This window comes from Janthinobacterium lyxosi, from assembly GCF_051380665.1.
Lineage (GTDB): Bacteria > Pseudomonadota > Gammaproteobacteria > Burkholderiales > Burkholderiaceae_D > Janthinobacterium.
This window is the reverse complement of record NZ_JBNYXM010000028.1, coordinates 1-19669: the sequence shown is the minus strand read 5'-3', so window position 1 is coordinate 19669 and position 19669 is coordinate 1. Positions and strand designations below refer to the sequence as shown.

The 19669-nt window shown below is 63.4% G+C and carries 16 protein-coding genes; 8 read left to right on the top strand and 8 right to left on the bottom strand.

Annotated features, from left to right (window positions below; translation table 11 throughout):
• Positions 1 to 60: 60 nt before the first annotated feature.
• The 3 genes from ACQ4WP_RS23060 to ACQ4WP_RS23050 all read left to right on the top strand — a co-directional run bounded on the left by ACQ4WP_RS23060 (position 61) and on the right by ACQ4WP_RS23050 (position 6002).
• Positions 61 to 2325, top strand: a complete 2265-nt coding sequence (locus ACQ4WP_RS23060; RefSeq protein ID WP_426073678.1) for an Orn/Lys/Arg family decarboxylase — start codon at positions 61 to 63, stop codon at positions 2323 to 2325.
• A gap of 434 nt (positions 2326 to 2759) precedes the next feature.
• Positions 2760 to 4544, top strand: a complete 1785-nt coding sequence (locus tag ACQ4WP_RS23055) for a DUF1800 domain-containing protein (protein WP_436524700.1) — start codon at positions 2760 to 2762, stop codon at positions 4542 to 4544.
• A gap of 9 nt (positions 4545 to 4553) precedes the next feature.
• Positions 4554 to 6002 carry a DUF1501 domain-containing protein gene (locus ACQ4WP_RS23050; protein ID WP_436524698.1) on the top strand — a complete coding sequence of 483 codons (1449 nt, stop codon included), beginning with the start codon at positions 4554 to 4556 and terminating at the stop codon, positions 6000 to 6002.
• Positions 6003 to 6285: 283 nt separating this feature from the next.
• On the opposite strand, the gene ACQ4WP_RS23045 is transcribed toward ACQ4WP_RS23050, so the two are convergent.
• Positions 6286 to 6789, bottom strand: a complete 504-nt coding sequence (locus ACQ4WP_RS23045; RefSeq protein ID WP_436524696.1) for a Spy/CpxP family protein refolding chaperone — start codon at positions 6787 to 6789, stop codon at positions 6286 to 6288.
• 206 nt (positions 6790 to 6995) lie between these two features.
• Between ACQ4WP_RS23045 and ACQ4WP_RS23040 the strand changes: the two genes are divergently transcribed.
• Together ACQ4WP_RS23040 and ACQ4WP_RS23035 are read left to right on the top strand one after the other, a co-directional pair.
• Positions 6996 to 7685: a response regulator transcription factor gene (locus ACQ4WP_RS23040; protein ID WP_436524694.1), complete on the top strand. Its 690-nt coding sequence runs from the start codon at positions 6996 to 6998 to the stop codon at positions 7683 to 7685.
• A 2-nt stretch (positions 7686 to 7687) separates the two neighbouring features.
• Positions 7688 to 9166 carry a sensor histidine kinase gene (locus ACQ4WP_RS23035; protein ID WP_436524692.1) on the top strand — a complete coding sequence of 493 codons (1479 nt, stop codon included), beginning with the start codon at positions 7688 to 7690 and terminating at the stop codon, positions 9164 to 9166.
• Positions 9167 to 9207: 41 nt separating this feature from the next.
• Here the strand turns inward: ACQ4WP_RS23035 and ACQ4WP_RS23030 are convergent, their stop codons facing one another.
• Positions 9208 to 9558 (bottom strand): FlxA-like family protein, encoded by a 351-nt coding sequence (locus tag ACQ4WP_RS23030; protein ID WP_436524690.1) that lies wholly within the window; start codon positions 9556 to 9558, stop codon positions 9208 to 9210.
• Positions 9559 to 9725: 167 nt separating this feature from the next.
• Between ACQ4WP_RS23030 and ACQ4WP_RS23025 the strand changes: the two genes are divergently transcribed.
• Positions 9726 to 10955 (top strand): PrpF domain-containing protein, encoded by a 1230-nt coding sequence (locus ACQ4WP_RS23025; RefSeq protein WP_436524688.1) that lies wholly within the window; start codon positions 9726 to 9728, stop codon positions 10953 to 10955.
• 41 nt (positions 10956 to 10996) lie between these two features.
• On the opposite strand, the gene dcd is transcribed toward ACQ4WP_RS23025, so the two are convergent.
• The 4 genes from dcd to ACQ4WP_RS23005 form a co-directional block, all read right to left on the bottom strand.
• Entirely contained in the window at positions 10997 to 11566 is a 570-nt protein-coding gene (gene dcd, locus ACQ4WP_RS23020) for a dCTP deaminase (RefSeq protein ID WP_035819543.1), read from the bottom strand.
• Between the two features lie 133 nt (positions 11567 to 11699).
• The gene (locus ACQ4WP_RS23015) at positions 11700 to 12500 is read right to left on the bottom strand and encodes an alpha/beta fold hydrolase (protein ID WP_436524686.1); all 801 of its coding nucleotides are present in this window, start codon (positions 12498 to 12500) and stop codon (positions 11700 to 11702) included.
• A 58-nt stretch (positions 12501 to 12558) separates the two neighbouring features.
• Positions 12559 to 13290: an HAD family hydrolase gene (locus tag ACQ4WP_RS23010; protein ID WP_436524684.1), complete on the bottom strand. Its 732-nt coding sequence runs from the start codon at positions 13288 to 13290 to the stop codon at positions 12559 to 12561.
• Entirely contained in the window at positions 13291 to 14052 is a 762-nt protein-coding gene (locus ACQ4WP_RS23005) for a sulfite exporter TauE/SafE family protein (protein ID WP_436524682.1), read from the bottom strand.
• Positions 14053 to 14203: 151 nt separating this feature from the next.
• Here ACQ4WP_RS23005 and ACQ4WP_RS23000 point away from each other — a divergent pair, with 151 nt between their 5' ends.
• The gene (locus ACQ4WP_RS23000; RefSeq protein ID WP_436524680.1) at positions 14204 to 15127 is read left to right on the top strand and encodes a LysR family transcriptional regulator; all 924 of its coding nucleotides are present in this window, start codon (positions 14204 to 14206) and stop codon (positions 15125 to 15127) included.
• 3 nt (positions 15128 to 15130) lie between these two features.
• Here ACQ4WP_RS23000 and ACQ4WP_RS22995 read toward each other — a convergent pair whose 3' ends face one another.
• Together ACQ4WP_RS22995 and ACQ4WP_RS22990 are read right to left on the bottom strand one after the other, a co-directional pair.
• Positions 15131 to 15652 (bottom strand): GNAT family N-acetyltransferase, encoded by a 522-nt coding sequence (locus ACQ4WP_RS22995; RefSeq protein ID WP_436524679.1) that lies wholly within the window; start codon positions 15650 to 15652, stop codon positions 15131 to 15133.
• Positions 15653 to 15697: 45 nt separating this feature from the next.
• Positions 15698 to 18121, bottom strand: a complete 2424-nt coding sequence (locus ACQ4WP_RS22990; protein WP_436524677.1) for a DNA internalization-related competence protein ComEC/Rec2 — start codon at positions 18119 to 18121, stop codon at positions 15698 to 15700.
• A gap of 196 nt (positions 18122 to 18317) precedes the next feature.
• Between ACQ4WP_RS22990 and ACQ4WP_RS22985 the strand changes: the two genes are divergently transcribed.
• Positions 18318 to 19205 carry a class I SAM-dependent methyltransferase gene (locus tag ACQ4WP_RS22985; RefSeq protein WP_436524675.1) on the top strand — a complete coding sequence of 296 codons (888 nt, stop codon included), beginning with the start codon at positions 18318 to 18320 and terminating at the stop codon, positions 19203 to 19205.
• The last annotated feature ends 464 nt before the right edge of the window (positions 19206 to 19669 follow it).

Genomic DNA, 19669 nt, shown 5'->3' with positions numbered 1-19669 from the left:
GTTGCGCCCTAGTCCGCCCCTTCATTATGTCAGGGGCGGCTTGCTTTTTTGGAGACATGCATGAAATTTCGTTTCCCCATCGTCATCATTGACGAGGATTTCCGTTCTGAAAATACGTCCGGCCTGGGCATTCGCGCCCTTGCCGCCGCAATGGAAAAAGAAGGCATGGAAGTGCTGGGCGTGACCAGCTACGGCGATTTGTCGCAATTTGCCCAGCAACAATCGCGTGCGTCGGCCTTCGTGCTGTCGATCGACGATGAAGAGTTCGGCGCCGGTTCCATCGAGGAAACCGATCACGCCTTGAAATCGCTGCGCGCCTTCGTCGAGGAAATCCGCTACAAGAACGCCGACATCCCGATTTATCTGTATGGCGAAACGCGCACCTCGCGCCATATCCCCAACGATATCCTGCGCGAACTGCATGGCTTCATCCACATGTTCGAAGATACGCCGGAATTCGTCGCGCGCCACATCATCCGCGAAGCGAAATCCTACCTCGATGGCCTGTCGCCGCCGTTCTTCCGCGCGCTGGTGCACTACGCCAACGACGGCTCCTACTCGTGGCATTGCCCCGGCCACTCGGGCGGCGTGGCATTCCTGAAGTCGCCGATCGGCCAGATGTTCCACCAGTTCTTCGGTGAAAACATGCTGCGCGCCGACGTCTGCAACGCCGTCGAGGAACTGGGCCAGCTGCTCGACCATACGGGTCCTGTCGCCGCGTCGGAACGCAATGCGGCGCGCATTTTCAATGCCGATCATTGCTATTTTGTCACCAACGGCACCTCCACCTCGAACAAGATGGTATGGCACTCGACCGTGGCGCCGGGCGACATCGTCGTCGTCGACCGCAACTGCCACAAGTCGATCTTGCATTCGATCATCATGTGCGGCGCCATTCCCGTCTTCCTGATGCCGACGCGCAATCACCTGGGCATCATCGGCCCTATCCCGCTGCATGAATTCACGCCGGAAAGCATTGCCCGCAAGATCGAGGCGAATCCGTTCGCGCGCGAAGCGAAGAACAAGAAACCACGTATCCTGACCATCACGCAATCGACCTACGATGGCGTGATCTACAACGTGGAAACCTTGCGCGAAATGCTCGACGGCAAGATCGACACCCTGCACTTCGATGAAGCATGGCTGCCGCACGCCACCTTCCACGATTTCTACAAGAATATGCACGCCATCGGCAAGGACCGTCCGCGCGCCAAGGAATCGATGATCTTCTCGACCCAGTCCACGCACAAATTGCTGGCCGGCCTGTCGCAGGCTTCGCAAATCCTCGTGCGCGAATCGGACACGGTCAAGCTGGACCAGGACGCCTTCAACGAGGCTTACCTGATGCACACCTCGACTTCGCCGCAATACTCGATCATCGCTTCGTGCGATGTGGCCGCGGCCATGATGGAAGCGCCGGGCGGCACCGCCCTGGTGGAAGAATCGATCATGGAAGCGCTCGATTTCCGCCGCGCCATGAAAAAAATCGACCAGGAATGGGGCCAGGACTGGTGGTTCCAGGTGTGGGGTCCGGCCACCTTCAACGACGAAGGCATGGGCCAGCAGGAAGACTGGATGATACGCGCCGAGGATGACTGGCACGGCTTCGGCGACCTGGCTCCCGGCTTCAACATGCTCGACCCGATCAAGGCGACCATCGTCAACCCGGGCCTGTCGCTGGACGGCCAGTTCGGCGAAACGGGCATTCCCGCGTCCATCGTCACCAAGTACCTGGCCGAGCACGGCGTCATCATTGAAAAATGCGGCCTGTACTCATTCTTCATCATGTTTACCATCGGCATCACCAAGGGCCGCTGGAATACCTTGCTGACGGCCTTGCAGCAGTTCAAGGACGACTACGACAAGAACCAGCCGATGTGGCGCATCCTGCCGGAATTCGCGGCGGCCAACCCCCGCTACGAAAAAATGGGCTTGCGCGACCTGTGTCAGCAAATCCACGATTTCTACAAGGCTTACGACGTGGCGCGTTTGACGACGGAAATGTATCTGTCGGACATGATCCCGGCCATGAAACCGTCGGACGCGTTCGCCAAAATGGCACACCGCGAAATCGAGCGCGTGGCCATCGACGAACTGGAAGGGCGTATCACGTCCATCCTGCTGACGCCGTATCCACCGGGCATTCCGCTCTTGATCCCGGGCGAGCGCTTCAACAAGACCATCGTCGACTACCTGCGCTTCGCGCGCGACTTCAACGAGCGCTTCCCCGGCTTCGAGACGGATGTGCATGGCCTCGTGAAACGCGAAGTCGATGGCAAGCGTGGTTACTTCGTCGACTGCGTCAAATTGGACGAGAACGTCTAAAAACGTCGCCCTTCCTTAAACAGTGGCAATGAACGCCGCCTGATGCAGATCAGGCGGCGTTTTTCATTTCAGACGGTTGCTCATGGCTGGCGCCGCTGAAGGACGGGGCGGATGACGAACGGCTCTTCGCCGATAGCGTAAAAACCATCGTTTCCGGCGTAGCGAGTTTCCTTGTCAAGATAAGCTTTCACACAAGCTTAATTGGCAGGAATGATTACGTCGCCTATCCACCACAGTGCACGCGATCTGGAAAAAATATTTTTCATTTTCAAAAAACAAACTTCGCTCTACCTCACCAAAAACATCCTCAATAACACGTCAACGCCCGTCAAAAATAAACGTAGCCAACACGTAAATAGTTAATTGGAAACAGGATTTTGGTAAGCAAGCCCTACAATTAACGGGCTATATTTTTATTGCCCGAAAGAAATTAAATGACTGACCCTACTTTGCGCCGTTTGCTGGCCATCACGTTGCTCAGCCTGCTTGCCGCCTGCGGCGGTGGTGGCGAAAGCAAGACCGGCTCCACCCAGAACCCGGACGTTTCGGTCGTGCCGCCGACGACCACCGCCCCCGGTACCACGCCTGGCGACACCATTCCGCCGCCCCCCCTGACCACGCCGCCGGCCAACCAGAAGGCCACTTTTACGCGCCCGGAAGCGTCGCGCTTCCTGGGCCGCGCCACGTTCGGCCCGGACATGGCCGCCATCGATGCGCTGGCTGCCAGCGATAGCGACGCCTGGTTCCGCGCACAGTTTTCCAAGCCACAAACCTTGCATCGCAAATATATCGACGCCAAGTATCCCGCTGCGGGCGCGGCGGCCACCCAGGCCAGGCCGAACGATTTTTATGAATCGTTCTGGCAGCAGGCCGTGCGCGGCGACGACCAGTTGCGCCAGCGCGTAGCCTTTGCCCTGTCGGAAATCTTCGTCGTCTCCACGCAAAACGAGGCCGTATGGCCGCAAACGCGGGGCCTCGCCAGTTACTACGATATGCTGGGGCAACAGGCGTTCGGCAACTTCCGCACCCTGCTGCAGGGCGTGGCCACCCACCCGATGATGGGGCTATACCTGTCGCACCTGCGCAACCAGAAGGAATCGGCCACGCGCACGCCCGACGAAAATTTCGCGCGCGAAGTCATGCAGTTATTTACCATCGGCCTGTACCAGCTGAACGCGGATGGCTCATTGAAATTGTCCGGTGGCAAACCCATCGACACCTACGCGCGCGACGATGTGAGCGGCCTGGCGAAAGTATTTACGGGCTGGAGCTGGGCCGGCCCGGACCAGGGCGCGAACCGTTTTTATGGCAGCGTGGCCGATCCGGACCGCGACTGGAAACCGATGCAGAACTATGCGGCGTTTCACTCCACCAGCGAAAAGCGCTTTCTCGGCGTGAGCGCGGCGGGCGCGGCCGGCGGCGAAGCGGACATGGCGCTGGCCCTCGACACCCTGTTCAACCATCCGAATGCGGGCCCCTTCTTTAGCCGCCAGCTGATCCAGCGCCTGGTCAGCAGCAATCCCAGCCCGGCTTATGTGGGCCGGGTTGCGGCCACCTTTGCCAATAATGGCTCTGGTGTGCGCGGCGACATGCAAGCCGTGATCCGCGCCGTGCTGCTGGACCCCGAGGCGCTGGCGCCAGCCGGCAGCAGCCTGCGCACGGGCAAACTGCGCGAACCGCTTGTGCGTCTCGGCAACTGGATGCGCGCGTTTAACGCCAAAGATGCCGCCTTGCAGTACCGCATCTATTACCTGAGCGATCCGCTGTCGGGACTGGGGCAGAATCCCATGAACGCGCCGTCCGTCTTCAACTACTTCCGCCCCTCGTACGTGCCGCCCAACTCGGCGCTGGCGACGGCGGGCCTGGTGGCGCCGGAAATGCAGATCACGTCCGAGCCGTCCGTCACCGGTTACCTGAACTTCATGCAGGACGCCATCCGCGGCGGCGTGGCGGAAAGCCGTGCCGTGCGGGCCGACTACTCGGCCGAACTGGCTCTGGCCGACCAGCCGGGCGCCTTGCTGGAGCGGGTCAACTTGCTGTTGATGTCCGGCAATATGTCGTCCCGGCTACGCAGCAAGATCGTCTCGGCTGTGACCAGCATCGCGATTCCCGAAGCCAGCGGCAGCAATGCCGCGCAAGTGACGACGGCGAAAACCAACCGCGTGCACCTGGCCATTTTCCTGGCCATGGCCTCGCCTGAATACCTGGTTCAAAAATAAGGAAGCTGCATGACTATCACCTCCCACTTCTCACGCCGCCGCTTCCTCGGTTCCATGCTGGGCCTGGCCGGCAGCACGGCCGCGCCATTCGCCCTCAACCTGGCCGCCATGGGCCAGGCCGCAGCCCAGTCCGCCGACGACTACAAGGCCCTCGTGTGCCTGTTCATGGCCGGCGGCAACGATACCTTCAACACGGTACTGGCCACCGACACGCCATCCTGGAGTGAATATTTGCGGCTGCGCAACACGGGCGGCAACGATTCGATCCACCTGCCCGGCGTCGGCGAAACGGGCGGCGTGCTGCCGATCGTGCCCGCCACGGCGCAGGCGGGCCGCAGCTTCGCCCTGCATCCCGCCCTCGCCCCCGTGAAAGACCTGTTCGACGGCGGCCGTGCCGCCATCCTTGCCAATGTGGGCACCCTGATCCAGCCTGTGACTCTGGCGCAATACAAGGCAGGCAACGTGGCGCTGCCGCCGAAACTGTTTTCGCACAACGACCAGCAATCGACCTGGCAATCGGGCCTGCCGGAAGGCGCCAGCGTGGGCTGGGGCGGACGCCTGGGCGACCTGCTGGGCACGGGCAACGGCTATGCGACGTTCACAGCCATCTCGGCCGCGTCGAACGCGCTGTTCCTCAGCGGGCGCCAGGTGCGCCAGTTCCAGGTGGGACAGGCGGGCGCCGTGCCGATCCGCAATATCGGCGGTAGCGGCTACCTGTTCGGCACCACCCAGGGCGAGACCGCCTTGCGCGACATCATCAGCACGGCGGGCGACGACATGATGGAACAGGAACACGTGGCGACAGTCCAGCGCGCCATTTCCAGCCAGAGCGTGCTGAGCGGCGCCATGCTGGCGGCCGGCGCGGGCGGCGTGCCCAATCCGCCGCCCTATGTCAACCCGAACACGGGCGCGTCCGGCGTCAACCAGTTGGCCGTGCAATTACAGACGGTGGCGCGCATCATCGGCGGACGCGGCGCCCTGGGGGCGAAACGGCAAGTGTTTTATGTAACCCTGGGCAGTTTCGACACGCATGACCGGCAAAAAGTGCTGCATGCTGACCTGATGGCCCGCCTGGCGCACGCGCTGGCGTATTTCGACGCCACCCTGGCGACCCTGCAGGGCGCCGACGTGCGGCGCCAGGTGACGACCTTCACGGCATCGGACTTCGGCCGCACCTTCAGCAGCAACGGCGACGGCACGGATCACGGCTGGGGCGCGCACCACTTTGTCGTGGGCGGTGCCGTGAAGGGCGGCGATATCTACGGCGCCTTCCCCACCACGGGCCTGGGCCATGCGCTGGACGTGGGCTCCGGCGCCCTGCTGCCGACCACCTCCGTCGACCAGTACGGCGCCACCCTGGCCAAGTGGTTCGGCGTGGCCGACAGCCAGCTGCCCGACGTGTTCCCGAATATCGGCAACTTCAGCCGGCGCGACCTGGGTTTCATGACGGCAAGCTAACCGTTCACGGCCACCGTCAAGGTCACCACATAACCATCGGTGGCATTGCCCGTCACCGTGGCCATCTGCAGGCTGGTGCCGCATCATTTAGAGGTCGGATGCCAGGCCGTGATCATGTAATCCCATACATGCTCCAACAAGTGGGGCAAGCCCGCCAAGGCGGGGCTCAGGCTGGCGCACAGGAACAGCACGTGGTGGCATGTCGCGAGAGCGCCTGCAAGCTGCTGCCCGGACGCAAGGCATGGATGCGCATGCTGACTTTCCCTGTGGTCGCGCGTGCCGTTTACGGGAGTCGCCGGGGGCGGCGCGGAACTTGGCGGCTGTCGCGCCGCTGCTGCGCCTGCTTGCGCTGTTCCGGCGTCAGCACGGCCAGCAATTGCTGCTCCAGCCGCGCCTGCTGCAAGCTGATTGTCGCCATCGCTTGCGCCGCCGTGTTCGCCAATGCGCTGGCCTTCGCATCGTCGTAAGCGCTGGACGCGGCCAGCGCGCGCAGCTGTTCATGGGCCTTGAAAGCGATCTTTTCCTGCTCCCGCAGCAGGGGCGCCTGGGCATAGGTGGCGGCGAAGACCTTGTCCTGCTGCGCTACACTCAACTCGATGCCGCGCAGGAACGGCGGCAAGCCTTGCGCGCCGGGTCCGCCTGGAGCGTGGCCAAAGCCGGGCGGCGACCCTTCCATGGCGCGCGGCGGCGGGCCGTCCGGTGCAGATTCTTGCTGGGCCAGCGCCAGCAGCGGCATGCTGCAGGTGGACAACAGCAACAGGGATACGGCGATATTCAGGTATTTCATCGGACTTTCCTTTCGTGACGATCAGCCTTGATTGTCGGCGTCTGGCATGTAAAGCAACGTTAGGGCCGCGTAAAAGCGTGTAAAGGAAGGTGCACTAGGAAGGTGCACAAATGTAAGTGGACGTATGTAAAAGCGGGTAAAACCGCCCTGAACGGCGCCCTTTGACTGCTATCATCGGGCGATATTCACCCGAAAAAAGCACAGGCATGAGCAAGGTTTTATTAATCGATGACGACGTGGAACTGGTCGGCATGTTCCAGGAATACCTGACGCAGGAAGGTTTTGACGCCCGTGCCGTGCATGACGGCGAAAGCGGTGCGGCCGAAGCGCTGACGGGCCTGTACGCCATCGCCATCCTCGACGTCATGATGCCGCGCATGAATGGCCTGGAAACCCTGCGCCGCATCCGCGCCGGCAGCAGCCTGCCCATCTTGATGCTGACGGCGCGCGGCGACGATACGGACCGCATCGTGGGGCTGGAGCTGGGCGCCGACGATTACGTGACGAAACCGTGCACGCCGCGCGAGCTGACGGCGCGCATCCGCGCCATCCTGCGCCGTTCGCAAGCGGCGCCGCACGACAGCTCGGGCCTGGCGCTGCTGGCCGTGGGCCAGTTGACGATGTGGCCCGAACAGCGCCGCGCTGCCTGGGCCGGCGCGCACCTGGAACTGACGAGCACGGAATTCAACCTTCTGGAAGTACTGGTGCGCCATGCCGGCAAACCCGTGAGCAAGAATCAATTGTCTGAACTGGGTCTGGGACGGCCCATGGCCCGCTTCGACCGCAATATCGACGTGCACTTGAGCAGCCTGCGCCGTAAACTCGGCAGCCTGGCCGACGGCCGCTCCTGCCTGCAGACCGTGTACCGTCTCGGCTACCAGCTGATCAAGGAGTAAGCGTGGGCCGTCTGTTCTGGAAATTTTTTCTGTGCATCATGCTGGCGCAAGTGACGGCCACCATCGGCATCGGCGGCACCTTCTGGCTGAAAAACCGGGCTGCGCAGCAGGAGCGGGCGCTCGACATCGACACCAGTCCGCCCGCACAGATGGCCATCGAAGCGGCCAGCGCCACGCTGGAAACGGGCGGCAGCCAGGCCTTGCAGAAATTTCTCGGCAAGATGGAGCGCATGCGCGTGTTTGCCATCGATGCGCAGGGGCAAGAATTGATGGGCCGCAAGGTCCATCCGGCCATACTCGGCAAGGCGCGCGCGCTGCTGGCGCAAGGCTCGCCGCATGCCGTGGTGCGCGAGGTCAGCGGCAGCGACGGCGTGCGCTACCTGCTGTTCCTGCCCTCATCCGTACGCTTTCGCACTGCCGAGGCGGGCGCCGCGCGCGACACGCTCAATGCCGTCGCCATGAACGGCCCGCGCTCCATGGGACCCGGTCCACGACCCAACGAAGCGGGCGCCCCGCCGCCACGCGGCGAATTCGGCCGCGGCATGCCAGCCGGCCCCCGCATGGACAGCCCCTACCGCACCTTCACTCCCTTGGCCGCCGCCATCGCCGCCAGCCTGCTGTTCTCCTTCTTGCTGGCCTGGTATTTTGCGCGCCCCATCCGCGACTTGCGCCAAGCGTTCGAGGCCGCCTCGCAAGGCAACCTGGCGCCGCGTTTTCATGCCAGCGGCAAGCGCGGCGATGAGTTGACGGACCTGGGCCGCGATTTCGACCGCATGACGGGCCGTTTGCGCAGCCTCATGGAGAGCCAGACGCGCTTGCTGCATGATGTCTCGCACGAGCTGCGCTCGCCATTGGCGCGCTTGCAGGCCGCCATCGGCCTGGCGCACCAGCAGCCGGACAAGATGGACGCCTCGATGCAGCGCATCGAACGCGAAAGCGAACGCATGGATAAGCTGATCGGCGAACTGCTGACCCTGTCGCGGCTGGAAGCGGGCGCCGGCTCCCCCCTCAGCGAAGACGTCGGCATCGCCGACCTGTTGCACGACATTATGGAAGACGCCCGCTACGAAGCAAAGGCGCGCCAGGTGGGCATAGCCATGGCGGGCGACGCGGCCATCGCCGACGCCGCTGTCACGGGCCGGCCTGAACTGCTGGCGCGCGCCGTGGAAAACGTGGTGCGCAATGCCGTCAAGCACAGCCCCGATGGCGGCACGGTGGAAGTGAATTTGTCGCGCCAGCATGATTGGCTGCGCATCGCCGTGCTGGACCGGGGGCCAGGCGTGGCCGGCGCCGACCTGGCCAACATCTTTCAACCGTTCTTCCGCGCCAGCCATACCCAGCACAGCACGGACGGTCATGGCCTGGGCCTGGCCATCGCCCAGCACGTCATCAGTGCCCATGGGGGTCGCATCGGGGCCACCTTGCGCAGCGGTGGCGGGCTGTGCGTGGAAATGCTGCTGCCCGTCAAAACGCCAGGCTGACCTGTCGGCGAGCCTGGCGTTGAGCATTACCGGGAACCTTGTTACGCCTGCGTATCGATGATGCTGCCCAGGGTGGACGAGCTTGATTTGGCAGGACTCGTCGCCGTATCGGCGCTGCTGGTTGTCGGCGTATCTTGTTGCGCCGCCTGTTGCGCGGCCGCCGCTTGCAGTTGCGCAATTTGTGCCTGCAAGGCCTGGATTTGCTGCGCCAGCTGCTGCTGCAGCTTTTGCGACGCGTCCGTCTGCGTGCCCTTCTGCGTTTCCGTCAACTGCTTTTGCGCCGCCGTGATCTGCTTTTGCAGCGCCGCGATCTGCGAACTGCTGCCCGAACTGGCGCTACCGGCCGCGCCGACTGTGCCGACTGCGCTGCCTGAACCGATTGCCGCTACCATGATGCCTCCCGAATGTGTCGATACCAAGGTTAACGGCAGGCATGGGCGCGGATGTAGTGCCGCGGGTGTAAAGGCAGGTAAAGAGCGCGGCCGGCACACATTGTTGCTCCTCGGCACAAAAAACTGGCACACTGACGCTACTCCAGCCAAACCCTGATCGGATCGCCATGTCCCTGCTGCCCGCCCTGCCCGACCACGTGCCCCGCCAGCGCTGCGGCGTGATCGAGTTTCCCGTCCACCACATGCGTGGCGGCACATCGACAGGCCTGGTCTTGCATGCGTCCTGCGTGCCGGCCGACCCGGCGCTGCGCGAGGAATTGCTGCGCCACCTGATGGGCGTGCCCCAATCCGGCCAGCTGCCGGGCAACCGGCAGATCACGGGCCTGGGACGCGGTGCGCCCACCAGCAACAAAGTCTTCCTGGTCGAGGTGGAACAGCATGCCGGCCAGCCGCGCCTGGTCAGCACCCTGGCGCAGCTGGCCGGCGAGCACGGAGATATCGACTGGAGCGTGAACTGCGGCAATATGTCGTCCGCCCTGCAACTGTGGGGCCTGGACAGCGGCGTGATCGAGGCGCTGGCCATCGGCGCGCACGATATCGATATCCGCAACACCAACACGGGCGTCATCACCACCTCGCGCATGGCGCGCGAACTCGATGGCAGCTTTACGGCCACCGGCATTCCCGGCGTGCCCGGCAGCTTCCCCCGCGTCGACCTGTTCCTGCAGCAACCCGCGGGCGCCAAGACGGGTAAATTATTACCGACAGGCAAGGCGCAAGACAAGGTACACGGCTACGACGTCTCGTGCGTGGACGTGGCCGTGCCCATGGTCATCGCGCTAGCGAGCCAGTTCGGCAAGACGGCACAGGAAGCAATACGGGAACTGGAGGCGGACACGGCGTTCATGCAAGCCATCCGCCAGGTGTGGAGCGCGGCGGGACTGCTGATGGGCTTGCGGCGGCGCGATGGCGGGTTGATGACATTGGAAGAACTGGAACGCAGCGCAACCATCCCCAAGTTCTGCATTGTGGCAGCGGCAACGGGAGAGGGAAATATTGCGGTACGCTACTTTACGCCGCAAGCGGGCCACGCCTCGCTGGCCGTCTCGGGCGGCTGCTGCCTGGCGGCGGCTTGTCTGATACCGGGCACGGTGGCGCATGCGCTGGTGCGCGGCGTGCCGCCCGTCGGGCAAGCGGATGCAGAGATTGAACTGGGCATAGCAAACCCGGCCGGCATCCTGGCCACCACCATCGTGGCGCGCCAGGACGGGGCGACGGGAAACATCGTCATCGACAGCGCGGCCTACCGGCGCAGCACGCAAATCTTGCTGCGCGGCCATGTTCCCCTGTACCAGCCGTCAGCCGCACTGAAAGCGTGGCTGCTGAAACAGTTTTAAAGCAAGACCAGGCAGGCCTGGTGCCCCGCCCTTCACGGCAATCAGGTCTTGGGCAGGGTTACGCCAACCTGGCCCTGGTATTTGCCGCCACGATCCTTGTACGAGGTTTCGCACACTTCATCGGACTCGAAGAACAGCACTTGCGCCACGCCTTCATTGGCGTAGATTTTCGCCGGCAACGGCGTCGTATTCGAAAACTCCAGGGTCACAAAGCCTTCCCATTCCGGTTCGAACGGGGTGACGTTGACGATGATGCCGCAGCGCGCATAGGTGCTCTTGCCCAGGCAAATCGTCAATACGTTGCGGGGAATGCGGAAATACTCGACCGTGCGGGCCAGCGCAAACGAGTTCGGCGGGATGATGCAATAACCCTTGCCCGACACATCGACGAAATTATTCGCGTCAAAATCCTTGGGATCGACGATGGTGGTGTTGATGTTGGTGAACAACTTGAACTCGTCGGCGCAGCGGATGTCATAGCCATAGCTGGACGTACCGTAGGATACGATGCGGTTGCCGTCGCGTTCCTTGACCTGGCCCGGTTCGAACGGCTCGATCATGCCCGTTGTTTCCGCCATGCGGCGTATCCATTTATCGCTTTTAATCGTCATCGCAGGGGGTTCTTTCTAGAATATCAGAATGGCGGGGGCCGCACGCCTGCTGCAGGCACGGCCCGAATGGCAGGATTTTACGCGAAAAACCGCCACTTTTGGCCCTTGCGAGATGAAAATCGTTGGTGTCAGGCTACTGTTTCGCCAGCAAGGAAGTGATCATCTCGCGCACCACTTGCGCCGTCAGTTCAGGGTTTTCCATGGGAAACAGATGGCCGCCCGGTACCTGGCGGAAAAACTTGCCGACCAGCTTGCGCGTGGCCATCAAGCCCGCCTGACGGCATTCCACCGATTCCGTGCCGCCGATAAAGCCGATGGGCACGGGAAAACCATCCTTGACGAGGCTGCCGATGTGATGCGGCAAGCTGCGGTAGACATCGGTTTCCACTTCGCGCGTAAAGCGCAGCTGCACCCCTTGCGGATGAGGGACCAGGCCGCTGTCTATGTAATCGCGCAACACCTGCGGCGCCCAGATAGCGAACATGTCCTTGGCGGCAAAGTGTGCATACGCGGCTTGCGCGTCGGGCCACAGCTTGCGCCGCCGGGCGGAAAAACGCGACGGAGAAAACCGCTCGCCCAGGGCCGTGTTGCGCGCCAGGCGCACCAGCAAGGCGCGCCAGCCCGCCACCACGGGCGAATCGAGCAAGACCACGCAGCGCACCAGGTCGGGCCGCTGCTTGGCCACCATCACGCTGAGCATGCCGCCGAGCGAATGGCCGACGAGGATCACGGGCCCGCTGTAGCGGCGCTCCAGCTCATCGATATACTCGCGCACCAGTTCGGGCCAGCCCGTGCTGACGGGGTACTCGGGGTCGTGCGCATGCATGTCGAGCGCCTGCACATCGTAGTGCTGGCCCAGCAAGCCGAACAGCTTGCGGTAGGTGCCGGCAGGATAACTGTTGGCGTGGGCAAAGTGCAGTTGCGGGAGTGTCATCGTGGGATGTTGCCGGTGAATGCGATAGGCAATTGTAATGGCATGCCGGCACGACGTATCAGAGGAAGGCCTCTAATTTCCGAGGTACCAGCGGGCGCGTTGGCGCCATGCCGGGCACGAAGGAAGCCAGCACCTCCCCCAGTTCGGCCATCGATTCCACTACACAAAAAGCGTCGTCAAACGCGTGGTGACGGTTCATGTGATTGCGCACAATGATGCATTCCAGCCCGGCCGCGTTCGCGGCGCGCAAGCCGCGCGGCGAGTCTTCCACGGCCACGCAGTCGGCAGCGGCCAGGCCCAGGCGCTGCAAGCCCAGCTGATAGCCGTCGGGCGCCGGCTTGCTCTCCCCATACATTTCACGCGTCAGCACGAAGTCGAAGTGCTGCAACATGCCCGTGGCCGCATGGCTGATCTGGAAGTGCTGTGCGTAAGCGCTCGTCACCACGCCCATGGCCACATGCGGGCGCAGCGCCGCCAGCACCGGTTCGATGCCGGGTATGGCCAGCCCACGCGCCTGGCGCAAGCGTTGCGCAAACAGCAAGGTGCGCTCGGCACGCAGACGCTCGACCAGTTCGATAGCGTGGCCCTGCCCCAGCAGCACATGCCAGGCGCCGTAGTTATTGTCCAGGAACCAGTCAAAGAATTGCTTCGACGTCAAGTCTATGCCGTAGGGCAAGAGCAAGTCGCGGTTGCTTTCGTAAAACAGCTGCTCGGTGTTGACCAGCACGCCATCGTTGTCCCACAGCACGCCCTGGATGGTTTTCACGGTGAGGTTTTTACGTGCAGTCAATTACTTGAAAAATATGTCGTAAGACAATTTCACGATCAGCAGCAGCAGCAGCACGAGGAACAGGATGCGCACGAAGGCGGCGCCGCGGCGCACGGCGATCCAGGTGCCTGTCAGGGCGCCCAGGATATTGCACACAGCCATCGGTGCGGCCACCGCGTAGACCACATGGCCGGCGGGAATGAAGAAAGCCAGCGCGGCCACGTTGGTGGCGATATTCACCAGTTTCGAGCAGGCCGAAGCGAGGATGAAATCGAAACCGAAGACGCGGATGAAGAGGAAAATCAAAAAACTGCCCGTGCCCGGCCCGAACAGGCCGTCATAAAAGCCGATCGCGCCGCCGATGACGATGGCGAGGATGCGTTCGCGCGGACCGATGGGGCGCGCTTCGCGCGTCGTGCCGAAATCCTTCTTGATGAAGGTGTAGATGGCCATGATGATGATCAACACCAGCACCATGGGGCGCACCACCTGCTGCGGTACATACGACACGGCCGCCGCGCCGATGAAGGACATGACGAAGGCGCTGGCCACGGCCGGCAGCACCAGCAGCCAGGGGATGTGCACCTTGCCGACAAACGAGCGGGCGGCAAACGTGGTGCCGCAGGCGGACGCCAGTTTATTCGTGCCCAGCAAAGATGTGGAGGCCATGTTCGGCATCAGGTTGAACAGGGCCGGCAGCTGGATCAGCCCGCCCCCGCCCACGGCGGCATCGATCAGGCCGGCAAAGAAGGCAAATAAACACAGCAGCGAGATGGTCAGCATGATAGGCAGTAAGGAATGGGCGACAGCGGCAGTATAGGCGCCGTGGATTTTTCCGGATGCAACTTCAAATTGCGGAAAACGCAATCAGGCGTAACGCTTGACGGAATGCGCCCCGTGCGGTCTACTGGCCTCTTTTGCCAGGAGTCACGCGATGTCGATGAAACTGATGTGGGAGATCCGTGCCTTTTGCACCGTGGTCGAAAAGCGCAGCTTCATCCACGCGGCGCGCATGCTGGGACGCTCGCCGTCCGCCGTCACGCGCGCCATCCAGTTCCTCGAAGACGCCATCGGCGCCGAGCTGATCCTGCGCACGCAAAAGCAGTTCACCCTGACGACGGCCGGCGAAACGTATTATGCGTCGGCCAAGCACTTGCTGGAAACGCAGGCCGAGGCGGAAGATCAATTGGCCGAGCTGAGCAACTCGCCGCAAGGCTGGGTGCGCCTTTCGGCGCCGGAAATCCTCTCGCTGGGTTTCCTGCCGAAGGTGGTGGCGCAATTTTCGCGCGATTACCCGAACGTCTCGGTGGACATCCATTTCTCGGACAAGTCGATCGATCCCATCCAGGAAAAGCTGGACTTTGCCATCCGCGGCGCATTCCCCCAGTCGAGCGAGCTGATCGGCTATCCCCTGTGGAACTACCGCCGCTACATGTACGCCTCGCCCGACTATATACAACGCATGGGCGCGCCCGACGAACCCGAAGAGCTGGCCGGCCACGACATCATCATGCACTCGGCCCCGCGCATCCTGCGCGACTGGCATTTCGTCTCCAGCGACCGCAACGTACGCTACCAGGTGCAACCGCGTTTCCGCTTCACTTCCGGCATCGCCACTTTCCAGGCCGCCCTGGAAGGCGCCGGCATCGTGCGCCTGGCCAGCTGGCTGGCGGAACCGGCTGTCGCCAACGGCAGCTTGCACAGAGTCTGCACGGCGTACCGGCTGACGTCGTCGAAGGAGCTCGATCCCAGCATCCATGCCGTGTATGGCACCTCGCGCATGGCCAAGGGGGCGCGGCTGTTTCTGGAATATGTGCGCCAGCGGGGGCTGGAGATACCAGATGAACGGCTAATGTAGCGCCTATGCCGCGGCGCCAGCGTCGCTATACACGGCGAACTGCGCGCCATCGAAGACAAAAGCGGCCACTTCGCGCATGCCCAGCCGTTCGTGCGCACGCAGCGAGCCGATATTGTCGCGCCGGATGAACAGCACTGCCTCCGCGCGCCCATGCTGCTCTCGCATGGCAGAGTACAGCAGCGCCAGCAAACCCTGTCCCCGCTCCGAGTCCGCAATGCAGACGGGACCGTACACATAAGCGTTTTCACTTCCGGCATATGCGGCCAGCATGGCCAGCACCACGGGCGCCTGCACGGTGGCGGTCGCCGCGCTGAACAGCACGCCAACGACAGGCCCGTCCGCTGCATGCAGCGCGACGATGACGGGCGATTGTCCATCCGCCATGGCGGCCACCTTGTCGCGCGAAAACTCACCCGTCAGGCTGCCGCCCTGCGAGGGGGAGTTGGCTTGCAGCAAGGCAGTGATGGCGTCGATGTCGGCGGCCTGGGCCGTGCCAATACGGTAAGCGTGGCTGGAATGGCTCAATCTGGGCTCCTCGGACGATGATTTGGGCAGCGTAGCATGAAAGCGCTAGCGCCCATGCCAGTAGCGCGGCCGGCTGGCACGATACTGCGTCACATCAATATTGCTCCCAAATTCCATCACCACTGCTCCCGCCACATCCGTGCGCAGCCGCGTGATGCCCATATCACCATAGCGCGCATACACCTGCGCCTTCGGATGCTTATAGCGATTCCTGTGCCCCACCTGGAAAATTGCCAAGGTCGGATGGACGGCGTTCAGGAAAGCCTGGGTCGACGAGGTGCCGCTGCCGTGGTGCGGCGCCAGCAGCACGTCGGCCGCCAAGTCGCCCTCGGCCGAGCGCGCCAGCAACTGCGCTTCCTGCGCCGCTTCGATATCGCCGGCCAGCAAAATTGCATGCTCGCCTGCCGTGATTTTCACGGTGCAGCTACGGGCGTTCGGTTTCAGCGATATATCGTCGTGGCTCGCTGGCAGCGGGTGCAGCATGGCGAAATGTACGCCTTCCCAGGTCCAGCTCTGACCCGCCATGCAGTGCAAATACGGGCGCCGGGCTTGCCGCCGGGCCTCGACCGCCGGGTGGCCATCGAACAGCGACGAGGCCAGCCAGCCCACGTCTATGTTTTCCAGCAAGGAAACGGCGCCGCCCCCATGATCCAGGTCGCTGTGGGAAATGATCACGCCGTCGAGCTTGCCTATGCCGCGCGCGCGCAAGTAAGGCACGATGACCCTGCTGGCGCCATCGGAATCGAGGCTGTAGGCCGGACCCGTGTCGTACAGCAGGCGGTGCCCATGCGTTTCCACCAGCACGGCCATGCCTTGTCCCACGTCGAAGGCCGTGACCCACATGCGGCCCGGCGGCGGACTGGACGGCAAGGCCGTCAGCAGCGGCAGCCAGCCCAGCATGCCGGCCCAGCGATGGGGCCATCCGCGTGGCGCCAGCAGCCACGCCGTGCCGAACAATGCCCAGCAAAAACTCCACCACGGCGGCGCGGGCGCCGTCCACACGGCAAAACGGCGCGCCCCCAGCCAGTCCAGCACTTGCGCCAGCATCTGCACGATGGCATGCGCCAGCAGCAACAGCCCATCACACAGGGGCGCGGGGAGCAGGCTGCCCGCCAGCGACAGGGGCGTGACGAGCAGGCTGATGATGGGAATGGCCAGTGCATTGGCCACGGGGCTGACCAGCGATACTTGCGAGAACAGGAGCATCGTCAAAGGCACCAGCCCCACCGTCACCACATACTGCGTATGCGCGCCCAGCGCCACGGCCGCGCGCAAACGGCGCCAGCGGCTGGCGCTCTCCGGCAAGGGCGCCGTGGTGCGGCCCGCCGTGGCGTACAGCATGGTGGCGACGGCGCCGAACGACAGCCAGAAGCCGGGCCACAGCACGGCCCACGGGTCGAGCAACACGACCACGCCCAGCGCCAGGCACAGGATATGGCCTATGCTGGTGATGCGTCCCAGCCACAGGGCCAGCGCGACCACCAGCAACATATACAAGGTGCGCTGCGCGGGCACGCCGAAGCCGGCCAGCAGCACGTAAAGAAAGGCCGCCAGCGCGCCCGCCAGCGCCGCCACCTTTTGCGCCGGCAGCAGCAAAGGCAGTTGCCGGTCCGTAAAGAATGAGCGCCGCCACAGCGCGCCCGCGCCCAGGGCGAACAGGCCCGCGATCATGGTGATGTGCAAACCGGAAATCGAAATCAAGTGGCTCACGCCCGTGCGGTTGAACACTTGCCAGTCCGACTGGGGAATGGCGCGCTGGTCGCCCACCACCAGCGCCACGATCACGCCTGCATACTGTTTGCCGTCCAGGCTGCGCAGTATGCGCGCACGCAACGCCGCGCGGCTGGCCTCCACCACATTGCCGAAGCCGGGCACGAAGGCCGCCAGGCGCACGTTCGGCGTATCGGCGCGCGGCTGCGGCCGCACGTAGCCGGTGGCGCGCACGCCCTGCTCCAGCAGCCACGCCTCATAGTCAAAACCCATGGGATTCGCGTTGCCGTGCGGGCGCTGCAATCGCACCGTCAGGCGCCAGCGCTCGCCCGGCTGCACGTCCCCCACCTGATTCGTCACCTCATCGCGAAAACCCGCGTACCAGGACAGGGCGATCAAGGGAGGTACCTTCGCACCCGGCGCCTTTTCCACGGAAAAATTGAAGCGCACGCCCTGCTCGAAGCGGTACGGCAAACTGACGACCGTGCCCGTGACGGTGATGTCCTGGCCTTCATCGGCCAGCGCCAGCTGCGGGGCCAGGGCCGCCTGGGCCAACCAGGCGGCCCAATAAAAGCCCAGTCCCACGCCGGCGGAAAGCGCGACAGCAGAGCGCCAGCGCGCGTGGCGGCGCAGCGCCAGACTAGCCAACGCCCCAGCGCCAGCGACGGACAACAGCAGCGCGCCCGCGTGCGGCGGCAAGCTGGCCTGCATCTGCAACCAGGCGGCGCCAGCGGCAAAGCAGAGTATCAGGATGCGCATGAGAAGGCAGGATCGTCACTCGCTGCGAAAAGGGCTCAGGTACTGTGATCGCTTTCCACTCTTTGCAGTCTGATCTGGCGCAATGGTGGGCAGATAAAAACGCTCATACACGCAATGCACCACGGTCGCTGGCGAAACTTTCCCCATGCTAAGATGGCCATCCGGCGCCCGGGCGCCACGACTTTGCGGACCTTGCATGCCCCCACTGACAGCGGCCGAAACCTATTTGCGGGACTTTCATCAGCGCCAGGTCGGCGTGACCTCCGCAGCGTTTGCACACCTGCCCGCCCGCTCTGCGTCTACCAGCTACGCCTCGTCCTATGCCGTGCTGACCGACCTAGTGCCGGTCAGCAATATGCCCCTAACGGTGCTCGACCTTGCCTGCGGCGACGGCCATCTGCTGGGCTTGTTGGCAGCCAGGCAGCAGCCCCAGCTGCAACTGCTCGGCGTCGACATGAGCCAGGCGGAACTGGCCGCCGCGCACGCCACCCTGCCCCTATCCGTGCAGCTTCAGTGTGGCCGCGCCCAGGCACTGGACCTGCCATCGGCCAGCGTGGATTATCTCGTGTCGCACATGGCGCTGATGCTGATGGACGATATCGAACAAGTCGTGCGCGAAATGCGCCGCGTGCTGCGGCCCGGCGGCCAGTTCGCGGCCATCGTCGGACGGACTTTTTTGCTGGGCGAAGTCAATGATGTTTTCATGCGCGTGTTCAAACCGATCGCCAGCAACGCGCTGCCGCCGCTGCGCTTCGGCGACCGGCGCGCCGGGTCGGAAGCCGGCTGGCGCGAGCTGCTCGATGGCGCGTTTGCACAGGTCGCGTTTGACGATATCGACGTCCCATGGACGCCCACACCCAACGAACTGTGGGCCGCCCTGACAGACACGTATGACATCGACCGCCTGGACGCCGACGCCAGACAGCGCCTGCGCAGGGCGTTCATGGATGCCGTGGCACATCTGCAAACCGGTGACGGAGTGATCGTCACCGGCTGGGGGCTGCGCCTGGTACGCGCGCAGCCCCCCACCTGTCAATTGCAGGCTTGTTGGCAGGCGGACTGCTCGGCGCCGCACTCGGCTTGAGAAGTACCGCCAGCGATGCAAGCCCGCCATTCGACAGCGCAGTAGTGATAGCAGCTTGCAAAGGCTGGCGTCGCAGTCACAGCTAAGCCGAGACCTGTCGCAAAAAGAAATGCAGCGAGCTTTTTATTCATAGTGTTCTCCCAAAGTCGAATGGCTGATGAATCCCTGCGCGCGCCATCCTCTGGCGCAGGGTCACATACACAGGTATGTCGGGTGTCATCGCAAGCTGTCTGTGCGTCAGCGCGAAGTGGAAAGTGGAAAGTGGAAAGTCCTGCGGCCGCCAGCGCACCCTGGAGCGCCGTCAAGTCAAAACCGTTCATATAAACGCGGCGCGTCCCAGCCGATAGCTGTCAAGACCCGCTTGGTTATAAACGCGTTTAACAAATAAATCCGGCTTCTTTGCCTGCCACTCTTTGAGCGCCTGGATGGGTGTCTGGTGGTGTAAGGCGCGCTGCGGGATATTG